Origin of the sequence: Streptomyces spirodelae, from assembly GCF_017676385.1 — a bacterium.
Classification (GTDB): domain Bacteria; phylum Actinomycetota; class Actinomycetes; order Streptomycetales; family Streptomycetaceae; genus Streptomyces; species Streptomyces spirodelae.
Genome location: NZ_JAFFZN010000017.1, coordinates 22,814 through 45,743 on the forward strand (window position 1 = coordinate 22,814; position 22,930 = coordinate 45,743).

At 70.9% G+C, this 22,930-nt stretch carries 20 protein-coding genes and 1 pseudogene; 6 read left to right on the forward strand and 15 right to left on the reverse strand.

The window, feature by feature from the left end:
• The 5 genes from JW592_RS18800 to JW592_RS18820 all read right to left on the reverse strand — a co-directional run bounded on the left by JW592_RS18800 (window position 1) and on the right by JW592_RS18820 (window position 8,310).
• The gene (locus tag JW592_RS18800) at window positions 1–945 is read right to left on the reverse strand and encodes an ABC transporter permease (protein WP_209266306.1); all 945 of its coding nucleotides are present in this window, start codon (window positions 943–945) and stop codon (window positions 1–3) included.
• Entirely contained in the window at window positions 938–1,867 is a 930-nt protein-coding gene (locus JW592_RS18805) for an ABC transporter permease (protein ID WP_209266307.1), read from the reverse strand. Before JW592_RS18805 ends, JW592_RS18800 begins: the two co-directional genes overlap by 8 nt.
• Window positions 1,868–1,952: 85 nt before the next feature.
• Window positions 1,953–3,563, reverse strand: a complete 1,611-nt coding sequence (locus tag JW592_RS18810; protein ID WP_209266308.1) for a peptide ABC transporter substrate-binding protein — start codon at window positions 3,561–3,563, stop codon at window positions 1,953–1,955.
• A 452-nt stretch (window positions 3,564–4,015) separates the two neighbouring features.
• Window positions 4,016–5,887 carry a translational GTPase TypA gene (typA, locus tag JW592_RS18815; protein ID WP_209266309.1) on the reverse strand — a complete coding sequence of 624 codons (1,872 nt, stop codon included), beginning with the start codon at window positions 5,885–5,887 and terminating at the stop codon, window positions 4,016–4,018.
• A 182-nt stretch (window positions 5,888–6,069) separates the two neighbouring features.
• On the reverse strand, window positions 6,070–8,310 hold the full coding sequence (locus tag JW592_RS18820; RefSeq protein WP_229376376.1) for an ABC transporter family substrate-binding protein: 2,241 nt from the start codon (window positions 8,308–8,310) through the stop codon (window positions 6,070–6,072).
• Window positions 8,311–8,865: 555 nt separating this feature from the next.
• Here JW592_RS18820 and JW592_RS18825 point away from each other — a divergent pair.
• From JW592_RS18825 to JW592_RS18850, 6 genes are all read left to right on the forward strand, one after another.
• Window positions 8,866–9,165, forward strand: a complete 300-nt coding sequence (locus JW592_RS18825; protein ID WP_209266311.1) for an Rv0250c family protein — start codon at window positions 8,866–8,868, stop codon at window positions 9,163–9,165.
• An 81-nt stretch (window positions 9,166–9,246) separates the two neighbouring features.
• The gene (sdhC, locus tag JW592_RS18830; protein ID WP_209266312.1) at window positions 9,247–10,089 is read left to right on the forward strand and encodes a succinate dehydrogenase subunit SdhC; all 843 of its coding nucleotides are present in this window, start codon (window positions 9,247–9,249) and stop codon (window positions 10,087–10,089) included.
• Window positions 10,090–10,105: 16 nt separating this feature from the next.
• Complete coding sequence (locus tag JW592_RS18835; RefSeq protein ID WP_209266313.1) at window positions 10,106–12,088, forward strand: fumarate reductase/succinate dehydrogenase flavoprotein subunit; 1,983 nt, start codon at window positions 10,106–10,108, stop codon at window positions 12,086–12,088.
• A gap of 53 nt (window positions 12,089–12,141) precedes the next feature.
• A complete protein-coding gene (locus tag JW592_RS18840; RefSeq protein WP_209266416.1) occupies window positions 12,142–12,945 on the forward strand; it encodes a succinate dehydrogenase/fumarate reductase iron-sulfur subunit in 804 nt (267 codons plus the stop codon).
• A 121-nt stretch (window positions 12,946–13,066) separates the two neighbouring features.
• Window positions 13,067–14,533: a sensor histidine kinase gene (locus tag JW592_RS18845; RefSeq protein WP_307805459.1), complete on the forward strand. Its 1,467-nt coding sequence runs from the start codon at window positions 13,067–13,069 to the stop codon at window positions 14,531–14,533.
• A gap of 88 nt (window positions 14,534–14,621) precedes the next feature.
• On the forward strand, window positions 14,622–15,299 hold the full coding sequence (locus JW592_RS18850; protein WP_209266314.1) for a response regulator: 678 nt from the start codon (window positions 14,622–14,624) through the stop codon (window positions 15,297–15,299).
• A 19-nt stretch (window positions 15,300–15,318) separates the two neighbouring features.
• On the opposite strand, the gene JW592_RS18855 is transcribed toward JW592_RS18850, so the two are convergent.
• From JW592_RS18855 to JW592_RS33690, 10 genes and pseudogenes are all read right to left on the reverse strand, one after another.
• Window positions 15,319–16,032, reverse strand: coding sequence for a phosphatase PAP2 family protein (locus tag JW592_RS18855; protein ID WP_209266315.1), 714 nt, complete (start codon window positions 16,030–16,032; stop codon window positions 15,319–15,321).
• Between the two features lie 115 nt (window positions 16,033–16,147).
• A complete protein-coding gene (locus tag JW592_RS18860) occupies window positions 16,148–17,047 on the reverse strand; it encodes an ABC transporter permease (protein WP_209266316.1) in 900 nt (299 codons plus the stop codon).
• Window positions 17,044–18,027 carry an ATP-binding cassette domain-containing protein gene (locus JW592_RS18865; protein WP_209266317.1) on the reverse strand — a complete coding sequence of 328 codons (984 nt, stop codon included), beginning with the start codon at window positions 18,025–18,027 and terminating at the stop codon, window positions 17,044–17,046. The genes JW592_RS18860 and JW592_RS18865 overlap by 4 nt, the downstream gene beginning before the upstream one ends.
• Window positions 18,008–18,466 (reverse strand): lasso peptide biosynthesis B2 protein, encoded by a 459-nt coding sequence (locus JW592_RS18870; protein WP_209266318.1) that lies wholly within the window; start codon window positions 18,464–18,466, stop codon window positions 18,008–18,010. The genes JW592_RS18865 and JW592_RS18870 overlap by 20 nt, the downstream gene beginning before the upstream one ends.
• A complete protein-coding gene (locus JW592_RS18875) occupies window positions 18,463–18,723 on the reverse strand; it encodes a lasso peptide biosynthesis PqqD family chaperone (protein WP_209266319.1) in 261 nt (86 codons plus the stop codon). Before JW592_RS18875 ends, JW592_RS18870 begins: the two co-directional genes overlap by 4 nt.
• On the reverse strand, window positions 18,720–20,633 hold the full coding sequence (locus tag JW592_RS18880; RefSeq protein ID WP_209266320.1) for an asparagine synthase-related protein: 1,914 nt from the start codon (window positions 20,631–20,633) through the stop codon (window positions 18,720–18,722). Before JW592_RS18880 ends, JW592_RS18875 begins: the two co-directional genes overlap by 4 nt.
• 186 nt (window positions 20,634–20,819) lie before the next feature.
• The gene (locus JW592_RS18885; protein WP_209266321.1) at window positions 20,820–20,945 is read right to left on the reverse strand and encodes a lasso RiPP family leader peptide-containing protein; all 126 of its coding nucleotides are present in this window, start codon (window positions 20,943–20,945) and stop codon (window positions 20,820–20,822) included.
• A gap of 148 nt (window positions 20,946–21,093) precedes the next feature.
• Window positions 21,094–21,969: an ABC transporter permease gene (locus JW592_RS18890; protein WP_209266322.1), complete on the reverse strand. Its 876-nt coding sequence runs from the start codon at window positions 21,967–21,969 to the stop codon at window positions 21,094–21,096.
• Window positions 21,956–22,507 carry a DUF8746 domain-containing protein gene (locus JW592_RS33685; protein WP_443742760.1) on the reverse strand — a complete coding sequence of 184 codons (552 nt, stop codon included), beginning with the start codon at window positions 22,505–22,507 and terminating at the stop codon, window positions 21,956–21,958. Before JW592_RS33685 ends, JW592_RS18890 begins: the two co-directional genes overlap by 14 nt.
• Window positions 22,493–22,855 (reverse strand): annotated as a pseudogene (locus tag JW592_RS33690) (ATP-binding cassette domain-containing protein); the annotation flags it as partial. The pseudogene JW592_RS33690 and the gene JW592_RS33685, both read right to left, overlap by 15 nt.
• Between the last annotated feature and the right edge of the window lie 75 nt (window positions 22,856–22,930).

Here is a 22,930-nt window from a genome sequence, read left to right on the forward strand (position 1 = left end):
TCAACGGCTCTTCGGATCGAGGGCGTTGCGGACCGCATCGCCGAGCATGATGAACGCCAGCACGGTGAGGGACACCATGACGGCCGGGGATATCAGGATGTGCGGCGCCGTGCGCAGGGCGTCCTTGCCGTTGGAGACGTCCACACCCCAGGAGACCGTGGGCGCGGCCAGGCCGATACCCAGATAGGAGAGAGTGGCCTCGGCGGCGATGTAGCCGCCCAGCGCCGTGGTGGCGACGACCACCACAGGGGCGAGCGCGTTGGGCACGATGTGCCGGAACATGATCCGTACGGTGCTCGCGCCCAGGGACTTGGCCGCCTGTACATAGTCGCTCTGCTTGACGGTGATCACCGAGCCGCGCGCCACCCTGGCGATCTGCGTCCAGCCGAGGAAGAGCAGCGCCGCGATGACCACCCACAGGTTGGACTTGGTGAAGGTGGTCAGCACGACCATGGCCCCCAGCAGGAAGGGGATGCCCTGGAAGATGTCGGTGATCCGGGAGAGCACGCTGTCCAGCCAGCCGCCGAAGTAGCCGGCGACGAGGCCGACGAGACCGCCGAGGATCGTCACGAACAGCGTCACCAGGACGCCGACGAGCACGGAGGCGCGAGCGCCGTGCACCATCCGGGCCCATACGGAGCGGCCCTGGGTGTCGTATCCGAACCAGTCCTCGGCGAAGAAGTGCCCGTAGTTGGGCTTGCCCTGATAGTGGTGCGTCAGGTCGCCCACGGTCGGGGAAGCGGAGGTGAACCAGCCGGGGAAGGCGACCATCGCCAGCAGTACCACGATCAGTACGGCGGAGATGAGGAACAGCGGGTTGCGCCGCAGGTCGTGCCAGGCGTCGGACCACAGACTGCGGCCCTTGGCCGGCTTGGCGTCCGCGCCCGGCGGGGCCGGCTGCGGTTCCATGGACGCCGACGCGGGCACGTTCAGGGTCTCAGTCATAACGGATCCTCGGGTCCAGGACCGCGTAAAGCAGGTCGACGAGCAGGCTGGCGACGAGATAGACGATGACGATCAGCGTGGCGATGCCGACGACCGTGGAGCCCTCACGCCGGTTGAGCGCTTCGAAGATGGTGTTGCCGACGCCGTGCACGTTGAAGATGCCTTCGGTGACGACCGCGCCGGCCATCAGCGCACCGATGTCGGTGCCGAGGAAGGTGACCACCGGGATCAGGGAGTTGCGCAGCAGGTGGACGCCGACCACCCGGCGCCGGGGCAGTCCCTTGGCGACGGCGGTGCGGATGTAGTCGGCACGCAGGTTCTCCGCCACCGAGGTACGGGTCAGCCGGGTGACGTACGCCAGCGAGAGCGCCGCCAGCACGATGGCGGGCAGCAGCAGCTGCCCCGGGTCTCGCGAGTCCTGGACGGTCGGGGTGAGCCAGTCGAGCTGGAAGGCGAACAGGTACTGGAAGAGGTAGCCGAGCACGAAGCTGGGCACCGAGATCAGCAGCAGCGTGAAGACGAGCACGATCCGGTCGAACGCCTTGTCGGCGAACAGGCCGGATACCAGACCCAGCAGCACACCGACGACGACGGTGAAGACGAAAGCGAAGAGCGTCAGCCGGATGGTGACGGGGAACGCCTGCGCGATCACGTCGGCCACCGGGCGCTGGGTGGCTATCTGGGTTCCGAAGTCACCCTGGAAGAGCCCGGTGAGGTAGTTCCAGTACTGGTGCCACAGGGGCAGGTCCAGTCCGAGCTGGTGTTTGATCGCCAGGATCTGCGCCGGGTCGGGCTTCTTCTCGCCGTACAGCGCCGCCACCGGGTCGCCGGGCAGCGCGTACATCATGCAGAAGATCAGCAGGGTCGACCCGATGAAGACCGGGATCATCTGGAGCAGTCGCCGCGCGACATAGCGCCCCATAGTGCCTCCGTAACGGAAAAGGAGATCAGGCGACGGCCGGGGCCGCCCGCGTCGGTGCGGGCGGCCCGGCGTCGGCAGCGTGCTGCTACTTGACGGTGATGTCGGTCACCAGGACGTTGCCGTCGAAGCCGACCTTGACGCCGTCGATGTCCTCGCCGTGCACGATGTTGGCCGCGTAGTCCCACAGCGGGATGGCCGGCATCTTCTTCAGCAGTTCCTTCTCCGCCTTCTGGTAGTCCTTGACGGAGGCGTCGAGGGACCCGGCGTGGTCACCCTTCTCGAACAGCTCGTCGACCTTCTTGTCGGAGAACCGGCCGTAGTTGGTGGAAGCACCGGTCTTGTACAGGTCCTGCATGAAGTTGACGTTCAGCGGGTAGTCCGCGAGCCAGCCGCCCCGGTACATACCCTTGACCTTGTTGTTCTGGCGGGCCTGCAGGTCGGTCTGGAAGTCCGGCTTGGAGTCGCCCACGCACGTGACGCCGGTGGCCTTGGTGATGCTGTTGCAGACAGCCGTCACCCATTCCTTGTGGCCGCCGTCGGCGTTGTACTGGATCCAGATCTTGTTGCCCGGGATTCCGCCGCCTTCCTTGATGTACTGCTTGGCCTTCTTCGGGTTGTAGGACAGCACATCCGTGTCGAGCTTCTGGTAGCCCTTGACCTGCGGCGGGGTGAAGCCCTTGGAGGGGATCCGGGTGCCCTGGAGGACCGTCTTGGTGATCGTCTTGCGGTCGATCGCCATCGACAGGCCCTGGATCACCTTGGGGTCGACGTCCTTGAACGGCTTGGAGTAGAAGACCGGCACGATGCTCTGGGTGCCGGCGTAGGGCACGTCCAGGGCCCGGTCACCGAAGTCGGCCTTGCGCTTGGGCAGGTCCTTCGGCCCGACGCCGTCGACCAGGTCGAGGTTGCCGGAGAGGGCGTCCTGGTAGGCGGACTCCAGGTTGGAGTAGTTCTTGAACTGGATGCCCTTGTTCTTGGCCTTGTTGGAACCCTTGTAGCCGCTGACGGCCTCGACCTGGATCAGCTTGTTGTGGGTCCACTTCTGGAACCTGTAGGGGCCGTTGCCGACCGGCTTCTGGCCGAAGCCCTTGGGGTCCTTGTAGAACGACTCGGGCAGCGGCGTGAAGGTCTTGTAGCCCAGCTTGTACTCGAAGTACGGCACGGGCTTGGACAGCTCGATGGTGAAGGTGTGGTCGTCGACGACCTTCAGCCCGGACATCTCGTCCTTCTTGGGCTCGCCCTTCTCCGGGTGGACGTCCTTGTAGCCCTCGATGTCGTCGAACCAGTAGCTGTTGGCCTGCTTGTTCTTGACGTTGGCCATCCAGTTCCACGCCTTGACGTACGACTCGGCGGTCACATCCGTGCCGTCGTGGAACTTCCAGCCCTTCCTGAGCTTGACGGTCCAGGTCTTGTTGTCCTTGGTGTCGACCGAGGCGGCGTTCATGTCGATCAGGCCGCCCTTGGCGTCGTAGCCGACGAGCCCGGTGAACAGCGCGTCGATGACGTAGCCGCCGAACTTCTCGTTCGTGTTGGAGGGAAGCAGCGGGTGCTGAGGCTCGCCGTTGAACATCGAGACGTACCCGGCGGGCTTCCCGGAGGCCGAGTCGCCGTCGCCGCCCGATCCGCCGCAGGCCGTTGCCGCCAGGGCCACGGCCGCCGCGAGAGTGGACCACTTCATCGTCTTCGCGCCACGCATGGGCCCGTCCTCCTCAAAGATGTCGCCAAGAGAAAAGGGGCGGTGCCAGGTCCGGCAGCAGCTCTGCCGGATCTTCTGCAACACGCCCCCACGCTCGCGGAGTCGGCGCCCATTTGACGGTGCGTGACCCTTTAACCCGAGCTCGATGGATTCACTATCAGCCCTCACCCCCCTGTTGAACCAGAGTCAAGGGATTTCATTTTGGTTACACATACAACTTCTTATCCGTTATCCGGAGAGCGAGGGCCGTCAAAACGGCACAAGAGGGGCATCACTCAGGGTTGCTGCCCTGTTTTCCGGACACCACGCCCCTCAGATGTGCACAGTGCGCTGGGGAACGGGGACTCAGCGTGCCCGGACCGGGAACACGCAAAGGGCCCCGCCCGGGAGGGTGGGGCCCTTTGCCAGCACGCTGGTCGCTACGGTGTGTAACGGCCGTGCGAGGGGATCGGCTACCGCTTGGCGCGAGCGGCGGCCCGCGCGCGCTCCTTCATGTCGAGGTTGACCTTCCGGATGCGTACCGTCTCCGGGGTCACCTCGATGCACTCGTCCTCGCGGCAGAACTCCAGCGCCTGCTCCAGCGAGAGCTTCCGCGGCGGCACCAGGTTCTCCGTCGTATCGGCGGAGGCGGCCCGCATATTGGTGAGCTTCTTCTCCTTGGTGATGTTGACGTCCATGTCGTCGGAGCGGGAGTTCTCCCCGACGATCATGCCCTCGTACACCTCGGTGCCCGGCTCGATGAAGATGACGCCCCGCTCCTGGAGGTTCATCATCGCGAACGGCGTCGCCGTACCGGAACGGTCCGCCACCAGCGAGCCGCTGCGCCGGGTGCGCAGCTCGCCGAACCACGGCTCGTGCCCCTCGAAGATCGAGTGCGCGATACCGGTGCCCCGGGTCTCGGTCAGGAACTCGGTACGGAAACCGATCAGCCCGCGCGAGGGGACCAGCCACTCCATGCGCACCCAGCCGGAGCCGTGGTTGGTCATGGTCTCCATCCGGCCCTTGCGGGTGGCCATCAGCTGGGTGATGGCACCCAGGTGCTCCTCGGGCGCGTCGATGGTCATCCGCTCCACCGGCTCGTGGAGCTTCCCGTCGATCTCGCGGGTGACGACCTCCGGCTTGCCAACGGTCAGCTCGAAGCCCTCGCGGCGCATCGTCTCCACCAGGATGGCCAGCGCCAGCTCACCACGGCCCTGCACCTCCCAGGCGTCGGGACGCTCGGTGGGCAGCACCCGCAGCGAGACGTTACCGATCAGCTCGCGGTCCAGCCGGTCCTTGACCAGCCGCGCGGTCACCTTGTGGCCCTTGCCGCCCTTGCCCACCAGCGGCGAGGTGTTGGTGCCGATGGTCATGGAGATGGCCGGCTCATCGACGGTGATCAGCGGCAGCGCCACCGGGCTCTCGGCGTCCGCGAGCGTCTCACCGATCATGATGTCCGGGATGCCGGCGACCGCGCAGATGTCGCCGGGACCGGCCTCGGCTGCGGGCTTGCGGGTCAGCGCCTCGGTCATCAGCAGCTCGGTGATCCGCACGTTCTGCACGGAGCCGTCCCGCTTCATCCAGGCCACGGTCTGGCCCTTCTTCAGCGATCCCTCCTTGACCCGCAGCAGCGCGATACGGCCCAGGAAGTTGTCGGCGTCCAGGTTGGTGACGTGGGCCTGGAGCGGCGCGCCCTCCTCGTACGTGGGCGCGGGCACCGTCTCCAGCAACGTGGTGAAGAACGGCTCCAGGCTGTCGCTGTCGGCGGGCACGGCGCCGTCCGCCGGCTGGGTCAGCGAGGCGATGCCGTCCCGTGCGCAGGCGTAGACGATCGGGAACTCGATCTGCTCCTCGTCCGCGTCCAGGTCGAGGAAGAGGTCGTAGGTCTCGTCGACGACCTCGGAGATCCGGGCGTCGGGCCGGTCCGTCTTGTTGACGCAGAGGATGACCGGGAGCCGCGCCTGGAGCGCCTTGCGGAGCACGAAGCGGGTCTGCGGCAGCGGTCCCTCGGAGGCGTCGACGAGCAGCACCACCGCGTCCACCATCGACAGACCGCGCTCGACCTCGCCGCCGAAGTCGGCGTGGCCCGGGGTGTCGATGATGTTGATGGTGACCGGCTCGCCACCGTCCTTGGGGTGATACCGGACCGCGGTGTTCTTGGCGAGAATGGTGATGCCCTTCTCGCGCTCCAGGTCGTTGGAGTCCATCACCCGGTCGTCGACGGATTCGAGCTGGTGGGCCGCGAAGGCTCCGGCCTGCTTGAGCATGGCGTCGACCAGAGTCGTCTTTCCGTGGTCGACGTGGGCGACGATGGCGACGTTACGGATGTCGTGGCGCGTGGGCACTGAGGGGTGTCTCCCGGGTTGACGGATCGGGCCGCGCTCCGGCCCTCGGCGGGCGGTCCGCGCTCCCTGACGCCGGGCATGGCTCGCCGCGGCCTCGTCAACCATGGTACGGGCCCGCTCGCGAAGCGCCGGACGGGGCCGCTGTGCGGTCCGTCCGGCGCTCCAACGACGCCAGGGGACGATCAGCTCTTGCGGTATCCCATGTCCTCGTACACCGGGGTGGTGAAGCCGAAGGCGCCCACATTGGCCAGGCCGCGCTTGGCCGCCACCAGCTGGGGCCGCTGGTAGAGCGGAAGCGAACCGGCCACCGCCCAGATCCGCTGATCGGCCTTCTCCATCAGCTCCCGGCGCCGCCCGTCGTCCAGCTCGTCCGCGGCCTGTTCGAAGAGCTGGTCGATCCGGTCGGTGCCGACCCTGGCGTAGTTCTGCTCGACCAGCAGCGAGCCGTCCGATGCGGCCTGCGGCTTGGCGAAGATCGGCCGGGCCTCGGTGGCGGGGAAGGCCGTCGCGGGCCAGGAGTAGAGCGCCAGGTCGTAGTCGCCAGTGGCGATGTGGTCCTTGAAGTAGCTGTCGTCGGGCACTTCCTTGAGCTGCGTACGGATGCCGACCTCGTTGAGCATCCGGGCGATCCGCTTGCCGGTGTCCCTCAGCTGCGCGGTGCCCTTGCCACCCGGCAGGACGAAGCGCAGCGCCAGCGGCTTCCCCTCCTTGCTGCGTACGGCGCTGGCCGGGTCACCCGCCAGCAGTCGCAGTTCCCGGGCCGTCGCCTGCACCCTCTCCGCCGTCTCCAGCGCCGCCTTGGCGCGGCTGAGCTTGCGCTCGGAGCCGGCCTGTCTGGCGGAGGCGAGGCTGGAGTGCGCGGACTGCGCGAGGATGGCGCCACGCTGGGCCGTGGCAGAGACGGAGAGGCCCAGCGGCTTGTCGACGACCCGGGCGATCTGGGCGGCGGTCAGCCGGACGACGGACGCCTCGGCCTCGGCGCGGTGGGGTGAGCGGGCCCCGGCCTCGGGCGAGTCCGCCGTACCGGGCTCGGCGGGCCCGCCATCGGCCCGCTTCTCCTTCTCCCCGTCGTCCTTGCCCTTGTCCTTGTCGTGAGCGCTCTCGGCACGCTCGTCGGCGGCCGAGCCGCCGAGGCCGCCCGGCTTCCAGCCCGCGTCGGCCAGCATGGACTGCGCCGAGTCCACGTCCGCCTTGCCGAAGACGCCGCTGTTGTCCCGGTAGCCGTCCTGGTTGACCATCCGCAGGTGGCTGCCGAGCGGCTCGCTCGACAGGCCGGTCCCCGCCAGCGCCTTCTCGGCCAGCTCCTCGCGGTCGATGGCGTTGGCCACCGCGCGGCGCACCCGCTCATCGGCCAGCGGTCCGCTCGCGCCGTTGAGTGTCAGCTGGGTGTAGGCCGGGTCGAGCGCGCGCCGCACCTCGTACTTGCTCAGGTGCCGCGCCGCCGAGACGCCGAGGCGCTCGCGGGCCTCCCGCTTGCGCGCCTCGCGCAACTCCGCCTCGCGCTTGCGGGCCTCCTTGGCCTCCTTCGCGTCCTTGGCGCCCTTGGCGGCGTCCGGGCGCTGGGGGCCGCCCAGCCCGTTCGCCGAGCCGATCCGCCTGGCCGTCGAAGCGCTGACGTCGGCCACGTCCACCTTGCCCTCGGCCAGCGCCTTGTCCCGCTCGTCGCGCGGTACGGCCGTCAGCACGATGCGGTCGAGCTTGGCCTTCTCGCCCCACCAGCGTGGGTTGCGCTTGAGGACCGTACGGGAGCGGTCCTTGCCCGCCTTGACGACCCGGAACGGTCCGGCGGCGGCGGGCAGCGAAGTGCGGACCCCGTCGTTGAAGACCTTCGGGCTCCTCATCGCCTGCTTCGGGTAGAGCGGCGTGAACAGCGAGCGCCAGTCCGCGTAGGGCTTGGCGAAGACGACCTTGACCTCGTCGGCGTCATCACCCTTGGTGATCTTGTGGATACGGTCGTATCCCGCGTTCCGCGCCGTCCAGTAGGCGTTGTTCTTGCCACGCAGCGCCTTCCACTGGGCGCGGAAGTCCGCCGCGCCCAGCCGTCGGCCGTCGCTCCAGCGGGCCTTCGGGTTGAGCTTGTAGACAACGGTCTGCCGCGGCTCGGTCTCGGTCACCTCGGCTTCGCGCAGAAAGTCCTCGTCGATCTGAGGCCGGCCGCGCTTGTCGAGGATGAACAGCGCGGGCAGGGTGGCGGCCGCGACCCGCTTGGTGGCGTCGGTCGAGTCCGGCTGGAACACGTTGAAGGTGGTGGGGGCCGCGTCCACCGCCCAGCGCAGGGTGCCGCCGGAGTCGATCCGCTGCCGCGGGGTGGCCCGTACCTCGCCGCCCGCCTCGCCGGCACCGGCGCGGGCCTCGGCGTCCTGCGAGTCCGAGTCGCCGCACGCGGCCAGCGGTACCGGCAGCAGCACACCGGCCACGAACATCGCCGCCCAGCGCAGGGTGCGACGCCGGTTTCGGCGGGGCCGGACGGTGGCGTCGCGGCGCGGGGGCTCGCCTGGCTGTGGCGGCCTCGGGGGCCTTCGTGATTCGGCTGGGACGGCTCGCATGCTGAAACCTCCGGGGCTGGCCGCGTGCCCGCATCTGTCCACTATTGGCGGCTTTGGCGGCTCATCACTCTTTTCGACTTTTCACACCACTGAAGGGGAGCCCACACCGGAGACCGGACAGACACGACATACGGAGCACATTTGCCACCCATGCGGAGCAGTTCCACGGCAGGGCGTGGGGCGTGGGCGTGGGGCGCGCGCCGCCGGCGTTCGCACACCCGTGCCACTCGTATGGAGTCAAGATCGGGGACCCGCTTCCCCTCCCCGGCCCCGACCCTCGACACCTCCGCACTGCTCCGCGGCTGAAGGCACCCCGCGGGGTCTCGTACGGCGGAAAGGCGTGTCGCACCCTTCACAAGCGGGAGTGTGACGCGCAACACTCGCCACGCGCATCGACCACGCCAGCCGCACCACCGCGGAGGTGGGCAAGTCATGTCTCTGCACAATTCGTTGCACGACGAACTGACAGCCGCTCAGCGCTGTCTGGACGATCTCGCGCGCTGCGTCAGCCGACTGGAGAAGCACGTCGGCAGCGGCCTGGAGATCCGGCGGGTACGCAGCGACACCGAGCATCTGAAGGAGTCGCTCGCCCTGCTGTCGGCCACAGCTCCGCGGCCTCGGCCCGAGCCGCACGCCGAGATGGTGACCATCTCCGACCAGCCCTACGACCCGGGCCTGTGGACGGATGTGGACGACGAGGGGCTCGGAGCGCGCGACCGGCACGCACCGTGACTCGTTGGACAACGAGTCGTTGAAGGCAGGCCCTTGCTGCCCGGGCCCGCCCTGACCCAGCCGTCTCATCCGGAGAATCCGTTGGCCACTGGCACCGAACCCCAACACAAGACACCCCCCGCGGGCTCCCGGCCCGCGGGCGTGCACACCAGCACACGCGCCGCCATCGCCGAACCGCATCTGCGCACGGACCGCTGGTGGCTCGCGCCCGCCGCGACCGCGTTCGGTCTGCTGGCGTTCGTCGTCTACTCGACCTGGCGCGCGTTCGCGAACACCGACTACTACCACGCGCCGTACGTCTCGCCGTTCTACTCGCCCTGTCTGGCCGACAATTGCGCGACCATGAAGGGCGGGCCCAACTGGGGTCTGTTCGGCGAATGGTGGGGCCTGTCGCCCGCACTGATCATTCTGATCTTCCCGCTGGGCTTCCGGCTCACCTGCTACTACTACCGCAAGGCGTACTACCGCGGTTTCTGGGCCTCACCCCCGGCCTGCGCGGTGGCCGAACCGCACAAGAAGTACACGGGCGAGACCCGCTTCCCGCTGATCCTGCAGAACATCCACCGCTACTTCTTCTACGCGGCGATGCTGGTCGCGGTGATCCTCACCTGGGACACCGTGCTCGGCTTCCGGAACGAGAAGTACGAGTGGGGCCACATGGGTCTGGGCACGCTGGTCTTCCTCGCCAACATCGGGCTGATCTGGGCGTACACCCTCTCCTGCCACTCCTGCCGGCACATCGTCGGCGGCAGGCTGCGGCACTTCTCCAAGCACCCGGTGCGCTACCGGCTGTGGGGCTGGGTCGGAAAGCTCAACGAGCGGCACATGCTGCTCGCCTGGGCCTCGTTGCTCAGCGTGGCGCTGGCGGACTTCTACGTCTACCTGCTGGCCACCGGCACCATCACCGACCCGCGGCTCTTCTGAGAGGGACTTGAGCGACATGGCACACGTCGAACGACACCAGTGGGACGTCGTCATCGTCGGCGCGGGCGGCGCCGGACTGCGGGCCGCGATCGAGGCCCGGGAGCAGGGCTTGCGCACCGCGGTGATCTGCAAGTCCCTCTTCGGCAAGGCCCACACAGTGATGGCCGAGGGCGGCATCGCCGCCAGCATGGGCAACGTCAACGAGGGCGACAACTGGCAGGTGCACTTCCGCGACACCATGCGCGGCGGCAAGTTCCTCAACCAGTGGCGAATGGCCGAACTGCACGCACGCGAGGCACCCGAGCGGGTGTGGGAGCTGGAGACCTGGGGCGCGCTGTTCGACCGCACACCGGACGGCCGGATCTCGCAGCGGAACTTCGGCGGGCACGAGTACCCGCGGCTGGCCCACGTCGGCGACCGTACGGGCCTGGAGCTGATCCGTACGCTCCAGCAGAAGGTCGTCTCCCTCCAGCAGGAGGACTTCAAGGAGAGCGGCGACTACGAGGCCCGGATCAAGGTCTTCCAGGAGTGCACCGTCACCCAGATCCTGAAAGAGCACAACCCGGAGGACGGGGAGCCGGACCGGGTCTCCGGGGTCTTCTGCTACGAGCGGGAGAGCGGCCGGTTCTTCGTGCTGGAGGCACCGGCGGTGGTGCTGGCCACCGGCGGTATCGGCAAGTCGTTCAAGGTGACCTCCAACTCCTGGGAGTACACCGGGGACGGGCACGCGCTGGCGCTGCTGGCCGGGGCCTCACTGATCAACATGGAGTTCGTCCAGTTCCACCCCACCGGGATGGTCTGGCCGCCGTCGGTGAAGGGCATCCTGGTCACCGAGTCGGTGCGCGGCGACGGCGGGGTGCTGCGCAACGCCGAGGGCGAGCGCTTCATGTTCGACTACGTCCCGGACGTCTTCAAGGAGAAGTACGCCGAGTCCGAGCAGGAGGCCGACGGCTGGTACGAGGACCCCGACAACCACCGCCGCCCGCCCGAGCTGCTGCCCCGCGACGAGGTGGCGCGCGCCATCAACGCCGAGGTCAAGGCCGGGCGCGGCTCCCCGCACGGCGGTGTCTTCCTGGACGTCTCCACCCGGATGCCCGCCGAGACGATCAAACGGCGGCTGCCCTCCATGCACCACCAGTTCAGGGAGCTGGCCGACGTCGACATCACGGCCGAGCCCATGGAGGTCGGCCCCACCTGCCACTACGTGATGGGCGGCGTGGACGTCGACTCGGACACCGCGGCAGCCCGCGGCGTACCCGGGCTGTTCGCCGCCGGCGAGGTCGCAGGCGGTATGCACGGCTCCAACCGGCTGGGCGGCAACTCCCTCTCCGACCTGCTGGTCTTCGGCCGCCGCGCGGGGCTGTACGCGGCTCAGTACGCGCGGGAGCACGCCGGATCGCGCCCCCGGGTGGGTGACGAGCAGATCGACGGGGCGGCCGCCGAGGCGCTGCGTCCCTTCGGCGTCGGCTCCGCGAAGGCCGACGAGGAGGCGCAGGGCCCGGCCGAGAACCCGTACACGGTCCACCAGGAGCTCCAGCGGTCCATGAACGACCTGGTGGGCATCATCCGCCGCGAGGAGGAGATGTCCGAGGCGCTGGAGCGGCTGGCCGAACTGCGGGAGCGCGCCCGCCGCGCCAAGGTGGAGGGGCACCGGCAGTTCAACCCGGGCTGGCACCTCGCCCTCGACCTGCGCAACATGCTGCTGGTGAGCGAGTGCGTGGCCCGCGCCGCGCTGAACCGTACGGAGTCGCGCGGCGGCCACACCCGCGACGACTTCCCCGAGATGGACCGCGAATGGCGGCGCGCCAACCTCGTCTGCACGCTGGCGGCCGCCGAGGGCGCGGCAGGGGCAGCGGGCGGGGACGCGGAGGCCGGCCGCGCCGGGCGGATCGCGCTGCGGCGCCGTGAGATGCCGCCGATCCGCAAGGACCTCCTTGAGCTGTTCGAGAAGGAGGAGTTGATCAAGTACCTGACCGACGAGGAGCTGACGAGCGAGTGACTACGGACGTACATCATGGCGCGGGCCCGGGAAGTGAGGGCATCGGCGGCGCGGTGAGCGGCGAGGCCCCGGACGCGACGCGGCCGGAGACCAGCTACGACGCGCACTTCAAGGTCTGGCGCGGCGATGTGGACGGCGGCGGCCTGGAGGACTTCACCGTCGAGGTGAACGAGGGCGAGGTCGTCCTCGACATCATCCACCGTCTGCAGGCCACTCAGGCTCCCGACCTCGCGGTCCGCTGGAACTGCAAGGCGGGCAAGTGCGGCTCGTGCAGCGCGGAGATCAACGGCCGGCCCCGGCTGCTGTGCATGACCCGCATGTCGGTCTTCGACCGCGCCGAGACCGTCACCGTCACCCCCCTGCGGACCTTCCCCGTGGTCAGGGACCTGGTGACCGACGTCGGCTTCAACTACGAGAAGGCCAGGCAGGTCCCGTCCTTCGTGCCGCCGCCCGGACTGGGGCCCGGTGAGTACCGGATGCAGCAGGAGGACGTCGGGCGCTCCCAGGAGTTCCGCAAGTGCATCGAGTGCTTCCTGTGCCAGGACACCTGCCATGTGGTCCGGGACCACGAGGAGAACAAGCGGGCCTTCGCAGGACCGCGCTTCCTGATGCGGGTCGCCGAGCTGGACATGCACCCGCTGGACGCCGCCGAGGACGCCGGTCTCGACCGCAAGTCCACCGCGCAGGACGAGCACGGCCTCGGCTACTGCAACATCACCAAGTGCTGCACGGAGGTCTGCCCGGAGAACATCAAGATCACCGACAACGCCCTGATCCCGCTCAAGGAACGGGCCGCCGACCGCAAGTACGACCCGCTGGTCTGGCTCGGCAACAAGATCCGCCGCCGTACGACATAGCACGGCGCCGGATCGCAGGTCAGGGCGGCGAGGCGGCGGGCTGAGCGGGCCCGGCGGCCGGCCGGTGACATTCGACTTTCGGCAGTGTCACCGGCCGCCCGGACCTCTTACCGTCGCATACGTGACCGAAAGACGCAGTCAGCTCATCACCAGCGCCCTCACCGCTGCCGCGGGTGCGGCGGCGGTCCTCGGGGTGCTCGCCTCGCCGTGGTGGACCGCGGTGACCGCCTGCTGCTCGTTCCTCGCGGGGCGGCGCCCGGGCGTGGGCCCCTCCCGGCAGGAGGCCGGGGGAGCCCTGATACCCGCGCTCTTCCTGGCCGGCTCCCTCGCCGCGAGCATGACGGCGGCCCTCACCCACCCCGCCTGGCTCACGCCGGGCACCCGGTTCGTGGCGGTGGCGCTCACAGCGGGTGCGCTCTCCTGGTGCGCCGGCCGCTTCTGGCGGCAGTACCAGGAGCTGGCCCGCGCCGGCTGGGAGCGGGCCGAACAGCTCGCACGGCAACGTGAGCTGGTGGCCGGCCAGGCCCGGCTGCGCGAGCGGTCCCGTATCGCACAGGACATGCACGACGCCCTCGGCCACGAGCTGAGCCTGCTCGCCCTCTCCGCGAGCGCCCTCAAACTGGCCGACGGCCTGAGCGCGGAACACCGCAGGGCGGCCGAGGAGATCAGAGGCCGCGCCGAGACGGCGGTCGACCGGCTCGGCGAAGTCATCGGTGTCCTGCGGGAGACGGAACAGGACGCCCCCACCCGGCCGCAGGACACCGGCGTCACGGACCTGGTCGAGGAGGCGGCGGCCGCCGGGCTGGCCGTCACCGCGCGGATCGAGGGCGACCCGGACGACGCACGGAACGCCCTGCCTCCGCACACCCTGCGGGCCGCGCACCGCGTGGTGCAGGAGTCGCTGACGAACGTCGTCAAGCACGCGCCGGGCGCCACCGCCACGGTCACGGTGGAGTACGGAGCGGACGAGACACGGGTGGCCGTGGAGAACGGCCCCGCCGCTGCGCCGCCCTACAGGCCGTCCGAGAGGGCGGGCGCCCGGCCGGGGCTCGGCGGGCGCGGGCTGATCGGGCTCGACGAGCGGGTACGGCTGGCAGGCGGGACCTTTCACTGGGGGCCGCGTCCCGACGACGGCTTCACCGTGCGGGCCACACTCCCCCACACCCGCGCACCCCAGCCGCCGAGCGCCCCGACCACGCCACCCGCGCCCTTCCAGGAGCAGCGGCACGCCCGCCGCAGACTGGGGCGTACGGCACTCGCCGCCGTCACCGCCTGCCTGGCGCTGGGCGCCCTGCTGGGCGGGGCGCTGACCTGGTGGGACATGCTGGTGACCAAGCGCGCTGTGCTACCGGCCGAGGACTTCGGCCGGCTCCGTGCCGGGCAGCAGCGGGAGCAGATCGCCCCGCACCTGCCCGCCGAGCAGACCCGGCACCGGCCCGCACACACCCCGCCACCGCCACAGGGAGCCGGAATCACATGCGAGTTCTACGCGATGACAGCCAACCCGTTCGACGACCGCTCAGGAGATGTCTACCGGCTCTGCTTCCGCTCGGACACACTGGTCTCGGCCGAGGCGCTGCGCCCGTGAGGCCCGCCGGGATGAAGCCCGCCGCGGCGGAGGACGTCGCTGGGAGGCCCGCCGCGATGAGGGACGTCACTTTGAGGGACGCCGCCCGATGACCGCACCGACGATCCGGGTCCTGATCGCCGACGACGAGCCCATGGTCCGCACCGGAGTGCGGACCATTCTGGCCACGGACCCCGCCATCGAGGTCGTCGCCGAGGCGGGCGACGGGCACGAGGCGGTGGAACTGGCGCGCAGGCACCGCCCCGACGTGGCCGTGCTCGACATCCGGATGCCCAAGGCCGACGGCATCGAGGCGTTGACCGCGCTCGGCCGGGCCGTGCCCGACACCCGTGCCGTCATCCTGACGACGTTCGGGGAGGACGACTACATCCTCCGGGCACTCGGCGGAGGGGCGGCGGGTTTCCTGGTCAAGGCCGGAGAACCGGAGGAACTGCTCGCGGGCGTACGGGCGGTGGCCGACGGCGCCGCCTACCTCTCGCCCAAGGTGGCGGCCCGCGTCGTCGCCCACCTGGCGACAACCGGCGCCGGAGCCGCAGCCGGCCGCCGCTCCTCCGCGCGGGCCCGGGTCGACGCGCTGACCGACCGCGAGCGGGAGGTCCTCTCCCACCTGGGAGCCGGACTGTCCAACGCGCAGATCGCACGGCGCCTGCGCGTGGTGGAGGGCACGGTGAAGGCCCACGTCAGCGCCGTCCTCGCGGGGTTGGGCGTGGACAACCGCGCGGCGGCGGCCGTGGTGGCGTACGAGGCGGGCCTGGTACCGCGCTAGGGGCGCGGGGGCTGCGCGTTCAGCCCCCACTCACCCGAGGTCTGCACACGTCGGCAAGGGGCAGCCCTCTCATCAGGACGGCCGCGAGAGCACACGCGGAACCCAACAGCGCGCCCGCCAGCACATCGTGCGGATAGTGCACTCCCACCAGCACGCGCAGCAGCGCCGCGGCGCCGGCCAGCGGCAGCGTCACCGCCGCGAGGCGGGGCAGCGTCATGGCGAGGCCCACAGCCAGCGCGGCGGCGAGCGTGGCATGGTTGCTCGGGAAGGACCAGTCACCCGTGGGCGGGCACTCCGCCACTGGGTGGGCCCCGGCCAGCGCCCGGCACGGCCGCTCCTCGTCCACCACCAGCTTCAGCGCCTCGCTCGCCGCGTAGGCCACCACGGTGCCGACGCCCGTCAGCACCGCGCCCACCACTCGCGGGTCCTTCGTACGGCCGTCGCGCCAGCCGCGCCATCCCACCCAGAGCAGCAGCAGCCCGAGGGCGACCAGGGTGCCTTCCGTGGCGAGCTCCAGGAGGCCGCCCAGCCAGCCGGGACCGTCCCCGGCGAACTCGCTCAGCTCCCGATAGCCGGAGGCCGAGGCTCCGCTGGTGATCCGTACGGGGTCCTGGTGACCGAGCCCGCCGGGCGCCAGCACCCAGACCCCCGCGCCGCCGGCCGTCAACGCCGCCACCGCGCCGAGCGGCCCGCGCACAGGTGACCGCCGTCGTATTTTCCGTTCCGTGGACATGGCACGGAAGCTACGGACGACACCCGGCCCGGGGCCCGGCTCGAAAGTCGGCCGGGCGGTTGGCCGTTCGTCAGGGTTGACATACCGGCTCGGAGCGTTCACCTGGCCTGCGGCGTCACCCCCCGCGCGCGAACCGGCGGGCCGCCGCCACGAGCATCAGCACCGCGAGCACGGTGACGAAGCAGACCTCCACGGCGACCGGTGGCGTCCAGCCCGCTATCTGCGGCGGCCCCGCGTAACCGCCCATGTCGAGCTCGCCCGGCAGCGTGCGGCGTACCGCGTCGACGGCGTAGGTGAGCGGGTTGAGGTGGACGACGATGCCCAGCCAGCGGGGCAGCCCGCTGGGCGAGAACATCGCCCCGGACAGGAACATCAGCGGCATCAGGGCGAGCCCCATCAGCACCTGGAAGGTCTGGATGCGCTGGATGGTGACGGCCGCCAGCATGCCCCCGGCGGTGAACAGCAGTGCGATGAGCGCGACTTCGAGCAGCGCGACCAGCAGCAGCGGATGATAGGCGATACCGACCGTGCCGGAGATGGCGAGCACCAGACCGCCGTAGACGGCGCCGCAGGTTGCGCCGCCCAGCGAGAGGCCCAGCAGGAGACTGACCCGGTGCACGGGCGCGACCATCGCCTGCCGCAGCATGCCGCTCTGCCGGTCCATCACCACGGAGAGGCCGACCGCCAGCGCCGGGGCCTGGGTGGCCATCACCAGGACGCCGGGGAAGAGGAAGCTGCGGAACTGCTCGAAGGCGTCCCCTGCCGTGGTGCCCATCGACTCCAGCCCGGTGCCCATCACCAGCAGGAACATCACGGGCGTCACCAGTCCCATGACGATCTGCACCTTCGTACGCAGCAGCCGCACCATCTCGCGGTGCCACAGCACGCGGACCGCCCGCGCCTCGCGGACCAGACGGCCGGGCCGGGCTCCCCGCGCTCCGCCCGTCCCTCCGGCCGACGGGGACGCCTTCGGTTCGGCCCCCGGCCCAGGCGGGACCGCCTCCACGGCGCTCATCGCCGCCTCCCCACGTCGTCCACGGTCAGCGGCCCGCCGCGCTCGGTGCGGATGGTCCGGCCGGTGTGGTGCAGGAACACATCGTCGAGCGAGGGCGGGGTGACGGTCGCCGACAGCACGGGAATGCCCGCCTCGGCGCAGAACTTCGGTACGAACGCCGCGCCGTCCGACACGCTCAGCCGCACCCCGTCCGGGCCCGAGGACGCCGCCACACCGAAGCGCTCCCGCACGAGGAGGGCCGCTCCCGCATCGTCGCAGGTACGCAGCACCACCGTGTCGTCGCCCACCTCGGCCTTCAGCTCGGCGGGGCTGCCCTCCACCTCGATCTGGCCGTTGTCGATGATGGCGAGCCGGTCGCAGTTCTCGGCCTCCTCCAGGTGGTGGGTCGTCAGGAACAGGGTGATGCCGCGCTCTTCGCGGAGGCGGTGCAGATGCTCCCAGATCACGGTGCGCGTCTGCGGGTCCAGACCGGTGGTCGGCTCGTCCAGGAAGAGCACCTGCGGCGCGGTGAGCAGCCCCCTGGCGATCTCCAGTCTGCGCCGCATGCCGCCGGAGAACTCCCGGACCGGACGGCCTTGCGACTCGGTCAGCCCCACCAGCTCCAGCAGCGCCGCCACCGTGCGGCGGCTCTGCCGCCAAGGGGTGCCGAACAGCTCGGCGTGGAAGCGCAGCGCCTCCCGCGCCGTCAGGTCCAGGTCCAGCGTCGTCTCCTGGAACACCAGTCCGATCCGCTCCCGTACCGCATGCGGCTCCCTCACCACGTCGTGCCCGCCCACGAAGGCCCGCCCCGCGGTGGGCCGCAGCAGCGTGCACAGCATGCTGAGAGTCGTCGTCTTGCCGGCGCCGTTGGGCCCGAGAAAGCCGAATGTCACCCCCCGTGGCACCGCCAGGTCGAGACCGATGACCGCGGGCCTGTCTCCGTACGTCTTGCCCAGGTCGTCGGTGCGCACCGCCAGGTCCTCAGCCGTTGCCGTGGCCATCACTCGCTCCCTCCCCCGTTCGCGCCGCTTTCGCGCGGACCGCGATCACCGTGCGGAAGGCGCCGATGGCCTCGCTCTCGCCGACCGGCTCGCCGTCCACCTCGATCCAGGCATGCGCCCCGAACGGCCTGGTGCGGAACCCCGAGCACCAGTCCGGCCATTCGCCGTGCAGCCGGCACAGCAGCGCCGCTGCCACGGACCGCTGCAGGCAGCCCAGCCCGGCGCAGCGCGCACTCACGGCGACGGCCGCCTGCCGTGCCCGCAGCGCGCGGTCCCGCCCTGCGGGCCTGGCGCCCCGGCTGAGCACTGTCAGCACCCGGCGCAGCCGACCCGGCTTCAGCTTGACCAGCAGCCGGGCGATGCCGACCGCCAGCCGCGCCTCCGCCTGCCGGTGCGGCGCGAGCCGCACCGCACGCTCCCCCACCCCCGGCAGACTCATCGCGCCACCAGCAGACCGGCGCCGCGCAGCGCGTCCACAAGGCCGTGCACATCGGCGGTGGCCCGCCCGAGGAACTGGGGGCTCGCGGCGCTCAACCGCTCGGCCGCCTCCTGCGGCGTACTGCCGTCGAGCAGCAGCCGCAGCACGGTGGCGCCGGAGCCGTTCAGCCGCCAGAAGCGGCCGTCCTTCTCGTTGAGCAGCACCACTCCGGATTCGGTTTCGGTCAGGATGACCTCGCGGGGCAGGGCGAGCGTCATGATGCCTCCTTCAGCTCGGTCGCGGACGGGAGCGGCGAGGCTGCCGGACCGACTGTCCGCGGGGCGGTCGGCAGCCGTGGCGCCGGGGTGGTGTGCGGGGAGCGGAGCCATGCCTCGACTGCCACGGTCCGCTCCAGATGGGCCGCGTAGCGACCCTCGTCGGACGGGTTGAGCAGCGCGGCACGCAGCACATCGGCGTCGGCGAGACCGCGTGCGCCCAGCCGCAGCCCGGCGCACACGGCGACGGCCGACTCCTTGCCGCGAGCCAGCCCTTCGTAGAGCTCGGCGCTGAACTCGCCCTTGTCGGTGCGGCCGAGGATCTCCGGCGGGACGATGCCGCGCATCGCCTCCGTCAGCAGCGGCTTGAAGCGTCCTGACGGCATCCGCTCGGACAGGCGCACCGACAGCGCGGCCTCGATCACCCGGTCGTCGAGGAACGGCGCCTCCCAGCCGATGCCGTACCGCGCCATGGCCCGCGCGGTCTGCCGCATGGTGGTGCCCTCGAAGGCCAGGTACTCCAGCACCTGGTGCCCGAACCGGTCCCCGTCCAGGGGTGGCGTGCCCGCTTCGGCCTCCTCCAGCAGCGCGCCGCGCACCAGCTCGACGGCCTCCGGCGTGCTCCACGCGGGCATCCGCAGCTCCCCCGTCCAGCCGAAGCCGACCTGCCAGCGCTGCGGTGGCGGGCTGGTCAGCCGCCCGGCCAGTGCGCGCAGCGCTTCCGGGAAGCCCGCCCGGTCCGCCAGTCCCCGCACCGTGCCGGTCAACGGCCACCGGTTGAGGAGCCGGCGGCGGCGGATCTGCGGTAGGGCCGCGCGGGGCTCGGTGCGGAGCATGCTCCACAGTCCGTTGGGCAGCGGCCCGAACAGTTCGTCGCCGCCGAGTCCCATCAGATGCAGCCGGGAGCCCGCTGCGGCCGCCGTCCGGGACAGCGCCCGCAGATGGGGGCCTCCCCAGCGCCAGTTGAGCGGTCCCTCGCCCCCGTCGGGCTCCTCCTCGACGCCGCCCTGTACGGCGGCGTCGGGAGGGAGGCCGAAGAGCCGCTCCGAGTGGTCGTGCGGCAGGTCGGTGTGGTGTACGGCCGGGCCGAAGTGTGCGGCGGCCCGCCGGGCCCAGCGGTGGTCGGGGTTGCGCGGGTCGAGGGGTACCGCGTGGTACGTGTGGGTGCGTACGGCCAGGTCGTCCGCGACGAAGCACAGCGAGGTGGAGTCCAGTCCGCCGGACAGATCCGCACTGAGCGTGCCCGCCGACCCGGCCCGTACGCGTACGGCCTCCCGCAGCGCCTCCCGCAGTGCCCCCGCGGCCTGCGGCAGCGGCGTCCGGGGTGCCGGTCGCTGCCACCAGCGCCGTTCACGCGCGGCGCCGTCGGGTGTGAGCTCCAGCCAGTGCCCGGGGGTGACCGCCTCCACCCCGCGCCAGACCGAACGCCGGGACAGCGGCCAGGGCAGGTACGGCGTCAGCAGTCGGCCGGCGAGCGCCGCCTCGTCGCAGGGCGCCTTCGCGAGTGCGGCGAGTGGCGCGGGACCGCTGGCGGCAACCGTGATCCCCGCCAGGCGCACGGTGAAGATCTGCCGTGCTGTGGAGAGCGACCCCTGAGCGCGCACCCACCCGTCGAAGCAGGCCACCAGATGGCAGCAGCCCGCCAGGGACCGGGCAGCCTGGTCGAGTTCGGACAGCGATCTGGCCCGGTCCACCAGGTGCTGGAGGGGTTCGGCCGCCGTCCGGGTGTGCCCGGCCACCACCAGCCGCCGCGACGGCGGGCCGAACACCCGTATCCCCTCTCCGTCCGCCCCGAGGCCGACGATCCAGGGGCGGCCGGAAGCGTGCGGAATCACCGCGGCGTCAGCCAGTGCGGGAGTGCGGGCGATGAGGTCGTGGGCGGCCGGATGGTCGGGAAGAACGAGAAAGTCCATGTGCTGCGCGTCTCCTCAGATGCGGCGCCGGCCCTGCCGCGTTCGCGCCGGTCGCGCGGTGGGGCTCCGGGGCCCGAGGCGGATCGGCGGATGGGGCGGGTCGTCGGTGACCGCTGGCCAGTGGCCGGGGCGTGCTCCGCCCCGGCCACTTCCTCATGTCGACTCAGCCGGGTGGCTGGGCAGGCGTCAGATGCACCAGAGCGCGCGTCCGCAGCCGAGGAAGTCGGGGCAGTCGCCGGACGGCAGGCACTGCGTCAGCTCCTCGAACTCGCCGAGTTCGATCAGGGCCGGGGGCTCGTAGGTGTGCTCCATGGGATCCTCCGTTGAGAGTCATCGGTCGGTCGGGCGATGTCGGCCGATGCACCGCCGTCCCTGTGGACACCACTGAAGTTAAGGCCCCTTGTGTCCCTATGAGCTGGGACAGTTGTCCCTGAAGTGTCCCGTTCTTCCGAATTCCCGCTCACACCTCCCTGCGACGGAAGGCGAACCAGCCGGCGAGCAGGGCCAGCGCCGTCCAGCCGGCGACCACGAGGATGCCGCCCCACGGGCCGAGGGCCGGGTCCGCGTCGGCACCCACTTTCAGCGCCTGGATGCCCGCCTTGTCGGGCAGATAGCGCGCGGCCTCCTTGAGGCCGGGCACCGCCTGGCTCAGGGGCGAGAGGGCGAACAGGAAGACATACAGCGCTCCCAGGGCGACGGCTGTGGAGCGGACCGCTGTGGCCATTCCGAACGCCAGCAGGGCGATCAGCGTCAGATAGACCGCCCCGAGCAGCATGCCCCGCAGCACGCCCGGCTCGTCCACCCCTACGCCGTACTCACCCAGCCCCGCCTGGTCGATGAGGAAGGAGAGCACCACGGTGAGCGCCGCCAGTGGCAGCGTCACAGCGGCGCACACGCCGGCCTTCGCCAGATACAGCCGGGCGCGCCGGGGCACCGCGGCGAGAGAGACCCGGATCATGCCGCTGCCGAACTCCCCGCTGATCAGCAGCACTCCGAACGCCACGAGTCCCAGTTGCGTGTACCAGACGATGTTGAAGCCGGAGTCCACCGGATGGAAGTCCGGGCGCACCCTGCCGTTGTCCGCCGCGAGAGCGTTGCCGACCGAGACGCCCGAAAGCAGCGCGAGCCCGATGCTCGCCAGGAAGGTGCCCACCAGCAGGGCGAGGGTGGAGCGCAGCGTGCGGACCTTCGTCCACTCCGCGCGGATCGCCGCCGCCGTCCCGCCACCGCGCGCGGGGGCGAGCACGGCGGCGGGCGCGGCGCCACCGGAAGCGGCCGGGGAGTCGGGGCCGCGCGCGGGGCCCGAGGGGGTGGCGGCGGTCTCAGAGGACGCCATGACCGGCACCTCCCCGCGAGCCGACGCCGCTGCCGGCCGTGAACTGCGTATCGCGTGCGGTCATTTCCAGGAACGCCTCCTCCAGCGAGGTCGACTCCCCCGCCAGCTCGTCGAATCCGATGTCGTGGGCGCGGGCCAGCTTCGCCACCTCGCGGCTCTCCATACCGGTCACCCGCAGGGTGCCGTCCGGCTCGATCTCGGCCGCTGCCCCGGACTCGCGCAGCAGGGCGCCCAGCCGCTCCGGCTCGTGACCGCGGACGCGGACCACGCTGCGGCAGTGCTCGGCGGTGAAGTCGGCCAGGCTGCTGTCGGACAGCAGCCTGCCGCGCCCGATGACGACCAGATGGTCGGCGGTGACGGCCATCTCGTTCATCAGATGACTGGAGAGCAGCACCGTGTGCCCTGCGGCGGCCCGCTCCTTGAGCAGGTTGCGCAGCCAGTGCACGCCCTCGGGATCGAGGCCGTTGACCGGCTCGTCCAGCAGCAGTACGTCCGGGTCGCCCAGCAGCGCGGCGGCGATGCCCAGCCGCTGGGACATGCCGAGCGAGAAGCCGCCCGAGGCGCGCCGCGCCACGTCGGAGAGGCCGACCATCTCCAGGACCTCCCGCACCCGGGAGCGTGGGATGCGGTGGGTGTGGGCCAGCCACAGCAGATGGTGGTAGGCGCTGCGGGTGCGCTGGGTCGACCCGGCCTCCAGCAGGCCCCCGACGCGCAGCAGCGGGTCGGACAGCTCCCGGTAGGGCTTGCCGAAGAGCAGGGCCCGTCCCGCGTCCGGCTCGCCGAGGCCGAGCAGCAGCCGCAGCGTGGTGGACTTGCCCGCGCCGTTGGGGCCGAGGAAGCCGGTGACCTTTCCCGGCCGCACCACGAAGCTCAGGTCGTCGACGGCCCGGGCCGGGCCGTAGGACTTGGTCAGATGCTGGACTTCAATCACGTATCGAGCATGGCCGCGGGCACGGCCTGC